Origin of the sequence: Haloarcula sp. JP-L23 (assembly GCF_011602445.1) — an archaeon.
GTDB lineage: Archaea > Halobacteriota > Halobacteria > Halobacteriales > Haloarculaceae > Haloarcula > Haloarcula pellucida.
In genome coordinates, this window is record NZ_CP050014.1 from 1,563,734 (window position 1) to 1,578,887 (window position 15,154).

Consider the following 15,154-nt stretch of genomic DNA (forward strand, 5'->3'; position numbering starts at 1 on the left):
ATTCTGTGACGGGTCCCGGTCAGAGCAACCCGATGTCCTGATACAGCCGCTCGATGTTGCTCTGTGCCGTCTCGAGAGCCTTCTGTGGGTCCTTGTCGCCCAGAAGCGCGGGCGTGATCTGTTCGGCGAGGTAGTCGTCGACCTGTGGTTGGGCGAGATACGTCTCGCTCTTTGCGTGTTCGAGGTTGAACTTCATGTCCTCGAGCAGCCACGACGGGTACTGGCTCTGGATCTCCTCGGAGTCGTACACCGACGGGATGACCGCGGGGTTGCCCTCCACCTTCATGTTCGTCTTCGACGACTTCGTCGTCGTCATGAACTGAGCGAACTTCTTGGCAGCCCGCTTTTTCTCGGAGAACGCCGAGACGCTGATACCGTTCGTGTCCTGGAACGTCGCACGAGAGTCGGGACCTTTCGGGGGTTTCGCACTGGCGAGACGGTCCTTGCCCCACCCGTCGGCGTCGAGTGCACGTGCGCCCAGCGGCGTCCACGACTCCACGGAGGCTAGCTGGCCGGCGATGAACGTGTCGCCAGCGCCACCCTCGCCCATACTGGAGATGCCCTCGGGAATCAGGTCCTGCTTGCGGAGTTTCGTGAAGAAATCCATGACGTCCATCCCTCCGTCGACGAAGACGGGCTCGTTGCTATCGTTGAACAGCTGGCCACCCGCCTGGTAGAGGAATTGCTTGAACGTGAACACGCTCTTGTTCGACCAGGTAAACGCGAAGGGCGACGTGTTCTCGGTCTTCAACTGCTGGCCCTTGGAGACGACTTCGTCCCACGTCTGCGGAGCCTCACTGACGCCCTGCTCCTCGAAGTGCGTCTGGTCGTAGAGGTACGTCCCCCACTTGCCGAACTCGGGGGCCATGTACGTCTTCCCGTCCAGCGTGACGAGGTCCTGGAGGTTCTTCGGGAAGTTAGACATGTGGCTGTCGCCCAGTTCGAGCGGTTCGAGCCAGTCGGAGGCGACGAAGTCCGCTAGCCACCACGTCGGGCCGTTGAAGGCGTCGACCGTCGCGTCCTTGTTCCGCCAGATGGTGGTGAGGCTGGTCTTTAGGTTGTTCCACGGCACCTCGTTGACTTCGACGGAGATGCCCGTCTCGTCCTCGAATCGCTTGATGTTCGCCTCCGTCCCGGGGTCGTACTTGAGACTCCCGGCGTTGTAGAAGACGATACTGTCGGCCATGGACTCCGTGCCGGTCCCCGTGGTCTCGCCGGACCCGTCGGACCCGCTCTCGCCGTCCGAACTACCGTTCCCGCCACACCCCGCGAGTGCGACCGTGCCGATAGCGCCTGCACCTTTGATGAACCGTCGCCGAGTTCGCTTGGATTGTCGCTGCATGCAAATGAACACAATTTGGGCATGGTTAATAAATTATGTGGGTTATTATTCACACATAATCACTACGAAGTATTACGTAACGCGTGTCCAATTATATCTAAAATGCCGTAATTCGGACCAAATACGCAGATTTGGGCAATTTTTGGGGCGAGCTCCCTCGGCGGCGACTGCTGAGGGGCGTGAGCGATATCGTGCATATGGCGTGAACGGGTGAACAAAATGTGCACGACTCGTCGAGTCGGTCGCCGACGGCAGTCGCGCTCGGTTCGGGTCAGCGGGACGTCCGACTGTCACCCAACTCGTTTTGACGCCGCCGCTCCATACGCCGGTATGGACGACGTACTCGTCATCGGCGGGACGCGCTTCATCGGTCGCCACACCGTCGCGGAGTTCCGCGACGCCGACTACGACGTGACGATGTTCAACCGGGGGACGCGGGAGAACCCCTTCGCCGACGACGAGTCCGTGACTCACTTCGAGGGCAACCGCCGCGACAGGGCGGCGCTCGAAGCAGCCTCCGACGCTGTGGACCCAGACGTGGTCGTCGACTGCGTGGCCTACTTCCCGGCAGACGTCCGGGCCGCGACGGACGTCTTCGCCGACGCCGACGCGTACGTCTACGTCTCCAGCGGAGCGGCTTACGGCGAGGAGCGAGTCCCGAAACGCGAGGACGACACGGCGCTCGAACCGTGTTCCGAGGAGCAGGCCACGACCGACAGCGCCGAGACCTACGGGCCGCGGAAAGCCGAGGGCGACAGGGCGGTGTTCGCGGCCGCCGAGGCGGGTGTCCGAGCGATGAGCGTCCGGCCGACCGTCGTCTACGGCCCCCACGATTACACCGAACGGTTCGCCTACTGGGTGGACCGGGTGGACGTAGCGGACCGCATCGTCGTCCCGGGCGACGGTCTGAGCCTCTGGCAGATGGCCTACGTCGAGGACGTCGCGAGTGCGCTCCGTATCGTCGCAGAGAATGGTGCGGCCGGCGAGGCCTACAACGTCGGTGACGAACACGCACCCATGCTGGGGCAGTGGATAGACCTGCTGGCAGAGACCTGTGAGACGGGCGTCGAGACTGTCGGGGCCACCGCGCGCGACCTCGCGCGCAACGGCCTCGAACCACAGGATTTCCCCATGTACCGGAGTTCGCCACACGTACTGGAGACGGCGAAACTCAGGGCGCTGGGCTGGTCGTCGACCCCGCAGCGACTCGCGCTCCAGCGAACGGTCGCGGAACACCGGGAGAACGAGCGAACCGGCCGTCAGTTCGGCCCGGACCGAGAGACGGAGATCGCGCTACTCGACGACCTCACCGAGTGAGGCGCGACGGAAGACGGAAGACGGGACCCGACGAGTCAGAACCCGAGGGCCGGCACCCACGCCGACCCGGGGAAGACGCCGACGATGGACAGCACCGCGATAGTGAACGTCGCGAGCGTGATAGCCGCCGCGGGCGGGTCCCAGTGCGTGTCGCCGTGCGCGTAGAATATCCGTTGCCACACCTCGCCCAGCAGCGCGCCGTAGATGCCAAACACTGCGGCGACGACCACGACCAGTATGCCGCTGGCGGCGGGGTCGCTGGCGACGACGGCGGCGCCGGCCGTCGACCCCGGCAACGTCATGTGGTGTGTCACCGGAATCTTCTCGACGCCGAGGTTGAGGAACGTCAGCGAGGCCGCGCTGATGCCGAACCCGAGGAAGTAGCTCCCGGTCCGTAACCAGATGTAGCCGCCGAGGATGCCGGTGACGAGTCCGATGAGGGCGACGCCGGTCCACTTGTACTGGTGGGGGAGCCACGGTTCGACGGCGAACCGTTCCTTGCCGGGTTTGTCCGCGTCGCCGCCGACCACGCCCGCCGACCGTTTCTCGCCGCGCTCGAACGGCGTCATGTCGAAGAGGCCGTCACCGGCGACGACGCCGATGATGGAGTAGCCCAGCACGACGCGGTGGAGCAGGGCGCTGAGGGTGACGCCCATAGCGATTGGGTCCCACGGGAGCGCGAGCGCCGCGGAGAACTGCGTGATGAGCATCCCCGCGATGCCGAACAGGCCACCGACGACGAGGTGGCTCGGTTCGGTGCCGAGCGCGAAGGTAATCGCTTTCGCGTTGTGGTAGTCGAAGCCGGCACCCATCTCGTTCTCTCTGGCGGCGTAGGCCGCGGCGGCCGCTCCGCCGGCAAAGGAGATGTGGGGGGCAAACACCGGGCCGAACGCGACTAGTCCGGTGACGTTCCCGGCCAGCTCGGCTTGCGCGAACCCGGCGGCCTCGCCCGCGATGACCATGAACCCGGTGAAACAGAACGCCGGGAGCGCCCCGAGTGCCGCACCGAAGGCACCCCCGGCGAACGCGGCGATAAAGAGGATGACGAGCGTCGAGAACTCAATGCCCAGAACCGGGACCTGTAACAGCGTCCCTAGCATGGGTGGCTCCGCACGTGTTCGTTCGGGGACAGCCACGTCGTCACAGGGACGCCTCGCCTCGTCGGACCCGTTGTCGGTACCTGACCGCTCGATTCGACGTGTATCGCTATCATTGCTGAGGTGCGTCGGCGGTGCTGGCGACCCAGACGCCCGCCTCGACTGGAAAGATATCGCTACTTGACAGTATAGTTTGGCACCAGTTACCGCATCTGTGACAGACGTCCGGACAGAGAGCGGGTCGACGTGGCCGTGGACAGTGTGTCGGAGTAATCTGGCGTTAGGTCGGCCTGACGGTCGCCTGTTTGCACTCGTAGTCTTCGAGGAAGGCGTCGACCCCGCCGACGCTGATGCGTTCGGACCCGGTGTCGACTATCAGCGAGTTCTCGAACCCGAAGTCGCTGTTGACCGGCGAGACGAGGTTCTGCCGGACGTCGACGACGGTGCCGCTGATAGTCTCGAAGGAGTCGTCGGTACCGACCCGTCGGGCGTACAGGTCGACGGCGACGTCGTTGCCGGCCCGCAACTGCAACGTCACGGCGAAGACGATGGGGCGGAACATCCGGTACGTCACCGGGAGCGACGGCGGTCTGGCCACGAGCAGTTCCTCGCCGATGGGCCAGTAGTTCCCCAGATAGGACCCGACCAGCACGGAGGCGACGTCGTGTTGCCGGAACGCGATTGCGCGAGTCTCGTCGTGGTCCCAACTCAACAGCGTCGCCGGCGATACGAACCCGCGCCGTTGGTCGGCCGCGAGCAGCGACGGCCCGCCGGCGAGGCCGGACCGGACGACGCTGGCGATGCCGTCGGCGTCCCCCTCCGGGGACGTCTTCAGGGCACCTCTCGGACCGTGGTTCGGGTCGCCGTTCAGCGAGAGGAGGACCAGGACGTCTCGGTCCCGCGCCCGCTTGAGTGCGTCCGCGACGGTCGGGAGTCGCTGGGCCGGTAACTGGAGGACCACCTCCGAGTCGGCCGCGTCGATGTGGCTCTCCAGTCGCTTGTCCATCGTCGGCCGAGACTTGACGACTTCGAACGTGTCCTCCTCGCCGGTGTGTTGTTGGTACCGAGCGGTGACGGCCGACTCCAGCGTGTCGAGGTCGCTCTTGAGGCGCCCGAACGCGTCGGCGGGGTCGACCGCTCGTATCTCCGTCGGCGTCCGGTGGTCCTCGACGGTGACGAAGCCGTCGGCCGCGAGGTCGTCACAGACGTCGTAGACGTAACTGGTCGAGACCCCGGCGGCCTCTGCGACGGTACTGGCCGTCGCCGACCCGCGCTCTACGACGGCGAGGTACGTCTCCGCTGCCGTCTCCGAGAAGCCGTACTGCTGGAGTTTCCCGCGTATGGTCGCCGCATCTATATCTGGTTTGTTCGGCATCGTTTGGTCCGTTGTACTGGGTGCCAACGGGGCACTGCACCGGTAGCCCCGTCCTCTCTCCAGTACTTTAGTCTTTGGTCGACCCGTGTACGACGACGCGAGTTCGCTGTTGGGTGGGCCGCCCCGCTCGTCAGTCGTCGTCGCGGGTCCTGATGCCCTGCATCAGCGCTTTCACGTCCGCCATGTCGGCGTCACCGTCGTTGTCGATGTCGTAGCGTCCGGGGACGGGATCGGAGTCGGTGATGCTTCCCGTGTTCTGTACCGTCAGCGTCGTCGTCGGGCCGTCCCGACCGACCGTGAGTTCGTAGTCGCCGGCCTCGACGACTTTCGGCTGGACGCCGAGGATGTCACCGGGAACGACTTCCAGTGCGGTGAGGTCGGCCGTCACGTCGACCGTCTTCGTCTCGCCGACGTCGAGCGAGACGCGCTCGTAGCCCAGCAGTCGACGCATCGGCTGGAGGACCGACCCGTACGACTCGGTGTTGAACACCTCGACGACGTGGTCGCCCGCCATCTCACCGGTGTTGGTGACGTCGACGCTGACAGTCACCTCGGACTGGTTCGCCGGATTCCCGACGGTGGTCCGGGACAGCGAGGCGGTCCCGTACTCGAAGGTGGTGTAGCTCTGCCCGTGTCCGAACTCGAACAGCGGAGCGTTGTCGGTCCCGCCCGTCGACGTCGGCGGGTAGCGGTTGTACTGTACCGGCGTCGTCCCCACCGGCGTCCCGGCGTTGCCCGGCCAACTGAACGCGAGCTTGCCCGACGGGTTGTAGTTGCCCACGAGGGCGTCGGCGATGGCCGCGCCGCCGTCGCTCCCGGGTTGCCCGGCGAACAGCAGTGCGTCGAGGTGCGCGAACGTCTCGGGGCCACCGCGGGGACTGCCGGCCAGCAGGACGCCTACGACGGGCGTCGAGTCGGCCGTCGTCTCGGAGACGACCCGGACGAGTCGTTGCTGTGACTCGTCGAGGACGAGTTCGTCTCTGTCGCCGAAGCCCTCGTTGTGACTCCCTTCGCCGAGGACGACGACGACGGCGTCGGCGCCGGGTGCGGCCGACCGGACGGCCGACTCCTGTTCGTCGGTGAACTCGAACTCCCCGTTCTCGTCGCTCTGCTGGTTCTCGCCGTCGCCCTGTCCGGCCCACCACGTGGTGTTTTCGTACGTCGTCGGCACGTGGGTGAGACTGCCGACCCGGGTGCGAAGTTCCTCGGTCAGGAGACGCTGTCGCGGGAACGGGCCGCCGGCACTCGGCCCCTGCCACCCGAGCGTCCAGCCACCGTGTTGCATCAGCGCCCGCGTGTTGTTCCCGTCGCCGTCGACGCCGGGGCCGGTCAGCAGGACGTTCTCGTCACCCGAGAGCGGGAGCGTGTCGTCGTCGTTCTGTAAGAGGACCAGCGACTCCCGTGCCAACTGCTCGGACGTCTCCTGTGCGCCGCCGACGGTGCCGTCGATGCGGGACTCGTCGACGGTCGGTTCCGCGAACAGGCCGAGGTCGACTTTGAGTTCGAGAATCCGCCGTACCGCTTCGTCGATGCGTGCCATCGGTATCTCGCCGTCCTCGACCAGCGAGACGACGGTGTCGATGTACTCGACGGGACCGGGGGCGTTCCCACCGTTGCCTATCATGTACATGTCGACGCCGGCGTTGATGGCCTCTTTCGTCGCCTGCCGGAAGGTCGGTGCGTAGTCGTGGTTCGTCAGCATCCGGTCGAGGTCGTCCCAGTCCGAGACGACCACCCCCTCGAACCCGTAGTTCTCCCGGAGCATCCGCGTCAGTAGCCAGTGGGAGGCGTGGGCCGGTTTGCCGTTGACCGCGCCGCTGTTGACCATCACCGTGCCGGGTTCGGCCTGCAACGCCTCGCGGTACGGCGGGAGGACGTTCGTGCGGAGGTCTCGGAGCGAGGTGGACGCTGGCGCGCGGTCGTTGCCGTTGTTCGGGATGGAGTACGCGCCGAAGTGCTTGACACACGCGGTGAGTCGGTCGTCGTCCTCTAACCCGCGGGTGCGTGCCCGAGACATGTCGCCTTCGAGTTTCGGGTCCTCGCTGATGCCCTCGAAGAATCGGCCCCACCGGGGGTCACGCTGGAGGTCCGTCGTCGGCGCGAACGTCCAGTGAGCGCCCATCGACGCCGTGGCGTCGCTGGTGTGACGCTCGGCCCGTTCGACGAGTGTGACGTCGCGCGTCGACCCCATGTTCAGTCGCTGGGGGAAGACGGTCGCGCCCGCTAGCAGGGCGTTGCCGTGCGTCGCGTCGACGCCGTAGAGGAACGGGACGCCGTGGTCGGCGTTCCGGAGGTTGTACTCCTGCAAGGCGTTGATGCCCGAGACAACCTCGCTTCCGTCGAAACTTGGCGGGGCCGCCCCGCCGGAGAGGACGGACCCGACGCCGAGTTCGCTGAAGTACTCGCCGACGGTGTCGACGCCGAAACTGTCTGGGACGTTCGACTCCCCGGGATCGGGTTCGAAGGAACTGATAGCCACCTGCGTCATCTGCCCCGCCTTCTGTTCGAGCGTTAGGTCGTTCAGAATCGCGTCTACGTCGCCGTCGGTCTGTGCCACAGCGCTGTTGGCACCGGTGCCTACCGCCGCCGCTGCCGTCGCCGCTCCGGTCGCCTTCATGAACGTCCGCCGGGACGTCTCCGCGCCGGTGTCGTCAGCCGTGTCTGGGTTTCGTGTCATCCCGTCCGCAGCCACCCGGGGACGTTAATAATTGTTTCTGGTAATTACTGGTGAGACGACTGCCAAAGCGTTTGTATCCGCTACATCCGCTCGGAACAAACCGCCCGCAGTGCCGTGTGAGGACAAACAATTTTCCCATCACGGGGAGGAGTTGGGGTATGTTCGAGAAATCTACATGGATACGCCTCCCGCGGAACGTCGTCATCGGGCACGGCGTGCTCGACCAGACGCTCGCCGCCGTGGAGGAACTCCACCTCTCGGGTCGGCCGCTGGTCGTCTCCAGCCCGACGCCACACGCCGTCGCGGGCGAACGGGTCGTCGAGCAGTTCGCGGCGGCGGGGTACGACCCGGCCGAAATCGTCATCGAAGAGGCGAGTTTCGACGCCGTCCAGCGCGTCATCGCCCACGCCGAGGAGGTCGACGCGGGGTTCGCCATCGGCGTCGGCGGCGGGAAGGCCATCGACATCACGAAGATGGCGGCCGACGACCTCGGCCTCGGGTTCGTCTCCGTCCCGACGGCGGCCAGCCACGACGGCATCGTCTCCGGGCGAGGCTCGGTCCCGGAGGGCGACACCCGCCACAGCGTCGCCGCGGAACCGCCACTTGCGGTGGTCGCCGACACCGAAATCCTCGCCGAGGCCCCGTGGCGCCTGACCACCGCCGGGTGTGCCGACATCATCTCGAACTACACGGCGGTCCGCGACTGGGAACTCGCACATCGATTGAAGAACGTCCCGTACTCGGAGTACGCCGGTGCCCTCTCGCAGATGACCGCCGAGATGCTCGTCGAGAACGCTGGCTCCATCAAGAAGGGACTCGAAGAGTCCTCGTGGATAGTCGTCAAAGCGCTCGTCTCCTCCGGCGTCGCGATGTCCATCGCGGGGTCGTCCCGGCCCGCGAGCGGCGCCGAACACCTCTTCTCGCACCAACTCGACCGCATCGCACCCAACGCCGCGCTCCACGGCCATCAGGTCGGCGTCGGGGCAATCATGACGGAGTACCTCCACAGCGGGCCGAAGGGGCGCTGGCGCGACGTCCGGGACGCGCTCGGCGCGCTCGGCGCCCCGACGACGGCCGACGACCTCGGCATCGACCGCGAGACGGTCATCGAGGCGTTGACCACGGCCCACGAGATTCGCGACCGGTACACGATTCTGGGCGACGGGATGAGCGAAGAAGCCGCCATCGAGGCCGCGACGGTCACGGGCGTCGTCTAGACGAGTTCGCCGACCGCGTCGGGGTTCGCGTCCCACCGGACCGCCTCGTCGCCCCGCTGGCCTTCTGCTTCGGTCAGTTCTGCAGTGAACACGACGCTCAGTCGATACACCGTCTCGGCCGACTCGTCGTCACCGTTTCGCACGCCGGAGATGGTCGCTCTGACCGCGTCCGTCACGGTACAGTCGACGCCGGCGGCGTCTCGGACGATGCGCTTTGCCGCCGTCTCTAGGTCTTCGTCCGGGCGGGTCTGTCCACGCGGGAGCATCCACTCTCCGTCGCCCTCTCGTAGCATCACGGCGCCGTCCTCGTCGCGGACGATGGCGTGGACGTCGAGTTGGCCGTCGCGGGACCGCTCGACCGCTCGCTCGTAGCTCTCTTCGTCCACCTCGAACGTCGTCTGCGTGACCGCCGGCGAGCCGAACTCCGCGTCGAGCCGGCTCAGTCGCTCTTCGACTCGGGCCCGAGAGCGGTCGGATACGTCCATGCCGCGTGGCTGGGGCGGACCGCGTATAAACCCAATCAATCGCTCTCGGTGCGGATACGCTGGAGACCGACAGACTGCGATGGGACTGTCGACTCCACCCGGCCGCAGTCCGGCGGTCGCTCGCGAGGCCGGTCTATACGCGCCCGGTCAGACGTGCTCGTCGAGGAACTCGACGACGCGGGTGTACGCCTCGATGCGGTTCTCCCGCTTGCTGATGCCGTGGCCCTCGTCGTCGAATATCAGTTTCTCCACGGGGACGCCGTGGTCGGCCACCTCGTCGGCTATCTGCTCGGCCTCGCCGACGGGCACCCGCGGGTCGTTCGCGCCGTGGAGGACGAACAGCGGTGCGGTGATGCGCTCTACCTTGTTGATGGGCGAGACGGATTCGAGGAACTCGCGGTCCTCGGCCAGCGACCCGTACTCAGCCTCGCGCAGTTCGCGGCGCCACTCGCCGGTGTTCTGTAGGAAGGTGACGAAGTTGGCGATGCCGACGACGTCGACGCCCGCGGCCCACAGGTCGGGGTACTCCGTCAGCGACGCAAGCACCATGAACCCGCCGTAGGACCCGCCCATCGCGACGATGCGGTCCGGGTCGACCGCCGGGTGGTCGTGGAGCCAGCCGACACCGGCGCGGATGTCCTTCACCGAGTCCATCCGCTTCTCTACGTCGTCTAAGTGCGTGTAGGCCTTCCCGTAGCCCGTCGACCCGCGGACGTTCGGTTCGAGGACGGCGTAGCCCCGCGAGAGGAAGTACTGTGTGAGGCCGGCGAAGGAGGGGCGGCGTTGGCTCTCCGGGCCGCCGTGGATGTCCACGATGACGGGGGTGCTCCCGTCGTTCTCGGCCGCCGGCGGGAGCGAGAACAGCGCCGGAATCTCGCGGCCGTCGAAGCTCTCGAAGCGGACCACCTCGGGTTCGACGAACGTCTCCTGTGGGATGCCCGCCGTCGACGCGTCCGTCCAGCGCTCGCTCTCGCCGCGCTCGGCGTCGACGACGAAGACGTTCGTGTTGACGGTGCGGCCGGTGACGCTGACGGCGAACTCCTCGGCTTCCGGCCCCCACGCGACGCCGCCGGCGAGGCCGCCGGGCAGGTCCGGTGACGGGAACGCCTCGACGGTCGTCGGTCCGTCGAACTCGCCGACCGTAATCTCGTTGTAGCCCTCGACGTTCCGGGAGTACGCGAGGCGGCCGGTGTCCTGGTCGATGGCGACGCCGTCGATGTTCCACTGTTCGTCGTCACGAACGGTTTCGAGGTCACCCTCCAGCGAGAGGCGTGCCAGCGCCAGCGTGTCGCGTCCCTCGTCCGTGACCAGATACAGCGCGCCGCCCTCGGGGCCCCACGAGACGCTCGTGTACCGGACGCTCCCCTCGTGTGGCGTCAGGTGCGTCAGGTCGCCCGATTCGACGTCGAGGACGTACACGTCCTGGTCGAAACTGGAGTGGGCCTCGCTGATGGCGAGGTGCTGACCGTCCGGCGACCACCCGGAGACGGTGAACCACCCGTCGCCTTCGTACACCAGTTCGGCATCGTCACCGGTGGCGTCGCGGTCCTGTACGTACACGTCGAAGACGGCCTCGTCGCGGCGGTTCGAGGCGAACGCGAACGCCTCGCCGTCGGGTCGCCAGCCACCCCAGCGGTGTTTGGCGTCGGGCATCGCCGTCAGTTCGGTCACCCGGCCGTCGTCGTCCAGCCGGTACAGTTGGGCGCGCTCGTTGCCCCCCTCGTCCATCCCGAAGACGAGTTCCTCGCGGGTCGGCGAGTAGTCGACGAAACTCACCGGTTCGTCGTAGAAGGTCCGCTGGTCCGGCCACCCGCCGGGTTCGGACAGCGTCCAGACCTGTCCGACGCCGGTCGTGTCCATCAGGAAGGCCAGCGTTCCCTCCGGGGAGATGGAGGCCCCGTAGGCGCTGCGGACGTTGAGGTAGCGTTCGAGGTCGTAGTCGTACACGCCTCTCCCGAGGAGTGGCGCGACCAAAACCCTTGCCGGCGAACGGGTGGCTTTTTGAGAACCCCCACCGAGACGATGGGTATGCGTGTCGCGGTCGTCGCCATGGAGACGAGTCACTACCGGGACACCGAAGGTCGACGCCGAATCGAACGCGTCGCCGGCGAACTGGCCGACGCCGGCCACGAAGTGTCCGTGTTCTGCTCACAGTGGTGGGACGGCTACGGCAAGCGGTTCGCCCCCGAGGAGGTCACGTACCGCGCCGTCACCGTCTCGCCGACCGTCCCCTCGTTCTGTACGCGTCTGCCCGCACTGCTCGCGAACTACCGCCCCGACGTGATTCACGCGGTGCCCTCGCCGCCGTCGGTGCTGCTCGCTGCCTCGCTGGGCGGGACGCTCTCCCGAGCGCCGCTGGTCGTCGAGTGGTACGGCGACGAGGCCCTGCCCGAGGCCCGCCGGACCGACTGGTCGCTCCGCGCTCCGGACCAGTTCGTCACCCCCTCGGAACTCGTCCAAACCGGTCTCTGGGAGGCCGGCGCGCCCGACGACCGGACGACCATCGTCCCCGAGAGCATCGACATGGACCTCGTCCGCGAGGCCGACCCGGCCGAGGAAGTCGACGTGGTGTACGCCCATCCGCTGGACGAGAGCGCGAACATGGAGTCGCTGTTCCTCGCCCTCGCGGAACTCCGCCAGAAGGACTGGTCTGCCACCGTCGTCGGCGACGGACCCAAGCGCGAGGTCTACGAACAGGAGGCCGCCGACCTCCGAATCGACGACCGCGTGGAGTTCGTCGGCGCGTGTGACCGCGAGCGGCGCGTCTCCATTTATAAGGGCGCGCAGGTGTTCGTCCAGACGGCGTTCCGCGAGTACTTCGCGACGGACCTCCTGTGGGCGCTGGCCGCCGGGTGTATCGGCATCGTGGAGTATCAGGCCGGGTCCAGCGCGCACGAACTCGTCGAACAGCGCGACCGGGCCTTCCGCGTGACGAATCCGCAGGAGATAGCCGACAAGATAGTCGCCTCGGCGGACATGGAACGGCGGACCGTCGACGAGTCGCTGGCGGCCTTCGACCACGACGCGGTGCGCGGCGAGTACGAGTCGCTGTACGAGCGACTGGTCGAGGCGTACGGGTTCTTCTGAGAGGGGGGTGCACCGCCCAGACGAAACCCGTTTGCCCCTCTGGCCCGTCCCTGCCTGTAGTGACAGCAGAGGAGCCAGCCGACGAGACGGCCGGTACGACTATCGAACTCGACGCGGTGTACGACGCCATCGACGCCGTCGGTCGGCCACATCTGACTGCGACGGAACTCTCCCGGAAGACCGACTTGACCCCCGACGAGGCCCGCGACGCCCTCGAAGCGCTCGCCGCCGACGGTGACATCCAGCGACAGGACGTCGCCGAGACGGACGCCGTCTGGTACCCGACCGACGTCGCCGAGGTGACCGACCGCGAACGGGTCGTCCTGTTTCCGGACCGCCGGGAAGTCGTCGTCGAACACCCCGACCAGTTCACGCGGGCGCAACTCTCGCAGTTCGCCCGCCTACAGGACTCCAATCGGTCGGGCGGCTACGTCTACGAGATTCGCGAAGCCGACATCTGGGCGGCCCCCCACGAGTCGATCGACGGATTGCTGGCGACGATGCGCGACGTTCTCGGGGAGCGCTCACCTCACCTCGAAGAGTGGGTGACGAGCCAGTGGGAGCGCGCCCGCAAGTTCCGTCTCTACACGCACGAGGACGGCTACGTCGTCCTCGAAGCCGACAGCGACGACCTGATGGGCAACGTCGCCCGGCAGAAACTCGCCGAGGACACCCTCCGGGCGCCCATCTCGGACTCCGAGGCGTGGGTCAACGAGGACGCCACCGCCGAGGTAAAGCGCACGCTGTACGAGGCGGGCTATCCGGTCCGGGACGACCGGAAACTGGAGGAGGGCGACGCCTTGGAGATGGACCTCCTGCTTCGCCTGCGGGACTATCAGGCCGACTGGGTGGAGCGGTTCACCGAGCAGGGCTCTGGCGTGTTCGTCGGGCCACCGGGGTCCGGCAAGACGGTGGCGGCGATGGGAGCGATGGCGGCTATCGGCGGCGAGACGCTGATTCTCGTCCCCTCGCGGGAACTCGCGACGCAGTGGCACGACGAACTCGTCCGACACACGTCGCTCTCCGACGCCGACATCGGCGAGTACCACGGCGGGACGAAGGAGATTCGCCCGGTCACCATCGCCACCTACCGCACCGCCGGGATGGACCGCCACCGGAAACTGTTCGACCAGCGCAAGTGGGGGCTCATCGTCTACGACGAGGTCCACCACGTCCCGAGTCCCATCCACCGCCGGAGCGCCGACCTCCAGACCAAACACCGCCTCGGCCTGACGGCGACGCCGACCCGCGAGAGCGACGACGAGGAGGAGATATTCACGCTCGTCGGCCCGCCCATCGGCACCGACTGGGGCAAACTGTTCGACGAGGGCTACGTCGCCGAACCCGAAGTCGAGATTCGGCTGGTCCCGTGGGGCGAGGACGGCGAGCGCTCGGAGTACGCCGCCACGTCGGGTCACGACCGGCGACAGGCCGCCGCCAGCAACACCGGCAAAGTCGACGAGATACGGTACACGCTCGCCGAACAGCCGGGCGCGAAGGCGCTGGTGTTCGTCGAGTATCTGGACCAAGGCGAGGCCATCAGCGAGGCCATCGACGCGCCCTTCATCAGCGGCGAGACCCCCCACGCCCAGCGAGAGCGACTGTTCGACGAGTTCCGTCGGAGCGAACGTGACACGCTGGTCGTCTCGCGGGTCGGCGACGAGGGAATCGACCTGCCCGACGCCGAACTCGCTATCGTCGCCTCGGGACTGGGCGGGTCCCGGCGGCAGGGGGCACAGCGGGCCGGGCGGACGATGCGGCCCGCGGGCGACGCGCGCATGGTCATTCTCGCCACTCGGGGGACGACGGAGGAGGACTTCGTCCGCCGGCAGATGCGCCACCTCGCCTCGAAGGGCATCCGCGTGAACGAGACCGAGGCCGTCGACCCGCCCGTAGCCGAGGACTAGGCCCGGCCCCGTACGATGGCGAACGTTCCGCCGAGTTCGTCGGGTATCTCCTCGACATCCGTTATCTCGAATCCGGCGTCTGTGAGTAACTCACGGTTCCGATCGACGCCGTGGAAACTCCACGCCATCCGCTCGCCGGTGTCCAACCAGTCGTCGTTCTCCCCGGCCCACGCCTCGGCCCCGACCGCGACGAGCAGGTGCCCGCCCGGCCGGAGAACGCGCTCGAACTCGGCGAAGACGGCGGCGTGTTCCTCGCGGGGAACGTGGATGACCGCGTGATAGGAGACGACGGCGTCGAACGTCCCGTCACCGAACGGGAGGTGAGCGAGGTCACCCTGTACGAGTCCGGCGCTCGAGACTCGCTCGCGCGCCGTCCGCAACTGCTCGCGTGAGATATCGAGACCGGGCACGTCGTGTCGCTCAGCGAGGAGCTCGGTCGCTGGCGTACCCGCTCCACAGCCTGCATCGAGGACGAGACTCCCATCGCCGAGAGTCGACGCGAGTCGTTCGACGAGGGCACGTTCGCGCCCCTCTCCATCTCGCTCGGCCGCGTACGTTGCCGCTATCTCGTCGTACCCCTCCCTCACGACGTCCCGCTGGTTCATACCGTGGCTGGAGGAGCGGCCGATAAGTGCTTTTTGCCTATGTGA

The 15,154-nt window shown here is 67.0% G+C and carries 11 protein-coding genes; 4 read left to right on the plus strand and 7 right to left on the minus strand.

Going from position 1 to position 15,154, the window contains the following annotated elements:
- Nucleotides 1–19: 19 nt before the first annotated feature.
- Complete coding sequence (locus tag G9465_RS07940; RefSeq protein WP_166968742.1) at nucleotides 20–1,342, minus strand: substrate-binding domain-containing protein; 1,323 nt, start codon at nucleotides 1,340–1,342, stop codon at nucleotides 20–22.
- Nucleotides 1,343–1,672: 330 nt separating this feature from the next.
- Here G9465_RS07940 and G9465_RS07945 point away from each other — a divergent pair, with 330 nt between their 5' ends.
- On the plus strand, nucleotides 1,673–2,659 hold the full coding sequence (locus tag G9465_RS07945; protein WP_166968744.1) for an NAD-dependent epimerase/dehydratase family protein: 987 nt from the start codon (nucleotides 1,673–1,675) through the stop codon (nucleotides 2,657–2,659).
- Nucleotides 2,660–2,694: 35 nt separating this feature from the next.
- Here G9465_RS07945 and G9465_RS07950 read toward each other — a convergent pair whose 3' ends face one another.
- The 3 genes from G9465_RS07950 to G9465_RS07960 form a co-directional block, all read right to left on the minus strand.
- Entirely contained in the window at nucleotides 2,695–3,759 is a 1,065-nt protein-coding gene (locus tag G9465_RS07950; RefSeq protein WP_166968746.1) for a hypothetical protein, read from the minus strand.
- Nucleotides 3,760–4,036: 277 nt separating this feature from the next.
- Entirely contained in the window at nucleotides 4,037–5,131 is a 1,095-nt protein-coding gene (locus G9465_RS07955; RefSeq protein WP_166968748.1) for a TrmB family transcriptional regulator sugar-binding domain-containing protein, read from the minus strand.
- A gap of 130 nt (nucleotides 5,132–5,261) precedes the next feature.
- On the minus strand, nucleotides 5,262–7,808 hold the full coding sequence (locus G9465_RS07960) for a glycoside hydrolase family 3 N-terminal domain-containing protein (protein ID WP_166968750.1): 2,547 nt from the start codon (nucleotides 7,806–7,808) through the stop codon (nucleotides 5,262–5,264).
- A gap of 158 nt (nucleotides 7,809–7,966) precedes the next feature.
- Here G9465_RS07960 and G9465_RS07965 point away from each other — a divergent pair, with 158 nt between their 5' ends.
- Nucleotides 7,967–9,025 carry an NAD(P)-dependent glycerol-1-phosphate dehydrogenase gene (locus tag G9465_RS07965; protein ID WP_166968752.1) on the plus strand — a complete coding sequence of 353 codons (1,059 nt, stop codon included), beginning with the start codon at nucleotides 7,967–7,969 and terminating at the stop codon, nucleotides 9,023–9,025.
- Here G9465_RS07965 and G9465_RS07970 read toward each other — a convergent pair.
- Together G9465_RS07970 and G9465_RS07975 are read right to left on the minus strand one after the other, a co-directional pair.
- Nucleotides 9,022–9,510, minus strand: a complete 489-nt coding sequence (locus G9465_RS07970; RefSeq protein ID WP_166968753.1) for an NUDIX hydrolase — start codon at nucleotides 9,508–9,510, stop codon at nucleotides 9,022–9,024. The genes G9465_RS07965 and G9465_RS07970 overlap by 4 nt on opposite strands.
- Nucleotides 9,511–9,657: 147 nt before the next feature.
- Entirely contained in the window at nucleotides 9,658–11,457 is a 1,800-nt protein-coding gene (locus G9465_RS07975) for a S9 family peptidase (protein WP_166968755.1), read from the minus strand.
- 81 nt (nucleotides 11,458–11,538) lie between these two features.
- Here G9465_RS07975 and G9465_RS07980 point away from each other — a divergent pair, with 81 nt between their 5' ends.
- Nucleotides 11,539–12,597, plus strand: coding sequence for a glycosyltransferase family 4 protein (locus tag G9465_RS07980; protein WP_166968757.1), 1,059 nt, complete (start codon nucleotides 11,539–11,541; stop codon nucleotides 12,595–12,597).
- 59 nt (nucleotides 12,598–12,656) lie between these two features.
- A complete protein-coding gene (locus G9465_RS07985; RefSeq protein WP_166968759.1) occupies nucleotides 12,657–14,504 on the plus strand; it encodes a DEAD/DEAH box helicase in 1,848 nt (615 codons plus the stop codon).
- Here G9465_RS07985 and G9465_RS07990 read toward each other — a convergent pair.
- Nucleotides 14,501–15,109: a class I SAM-dependent methyltransferase gene (locus tag G9465_RS07990; protein WP_166968761.1), complete on the minus strand. Its 609-nt coding sequence runs from the start codon at nucleotides 15,107–15,109 to the stop codon at nucleotides 14,501–14,503. The two genes, G9465_RS07985 and G9465_RS07990, sit on opposite strands and share 4 nt — an antisense overlap.
- Nucleotides 15,110–15,154: the final 45 nt, after the last annotated feature.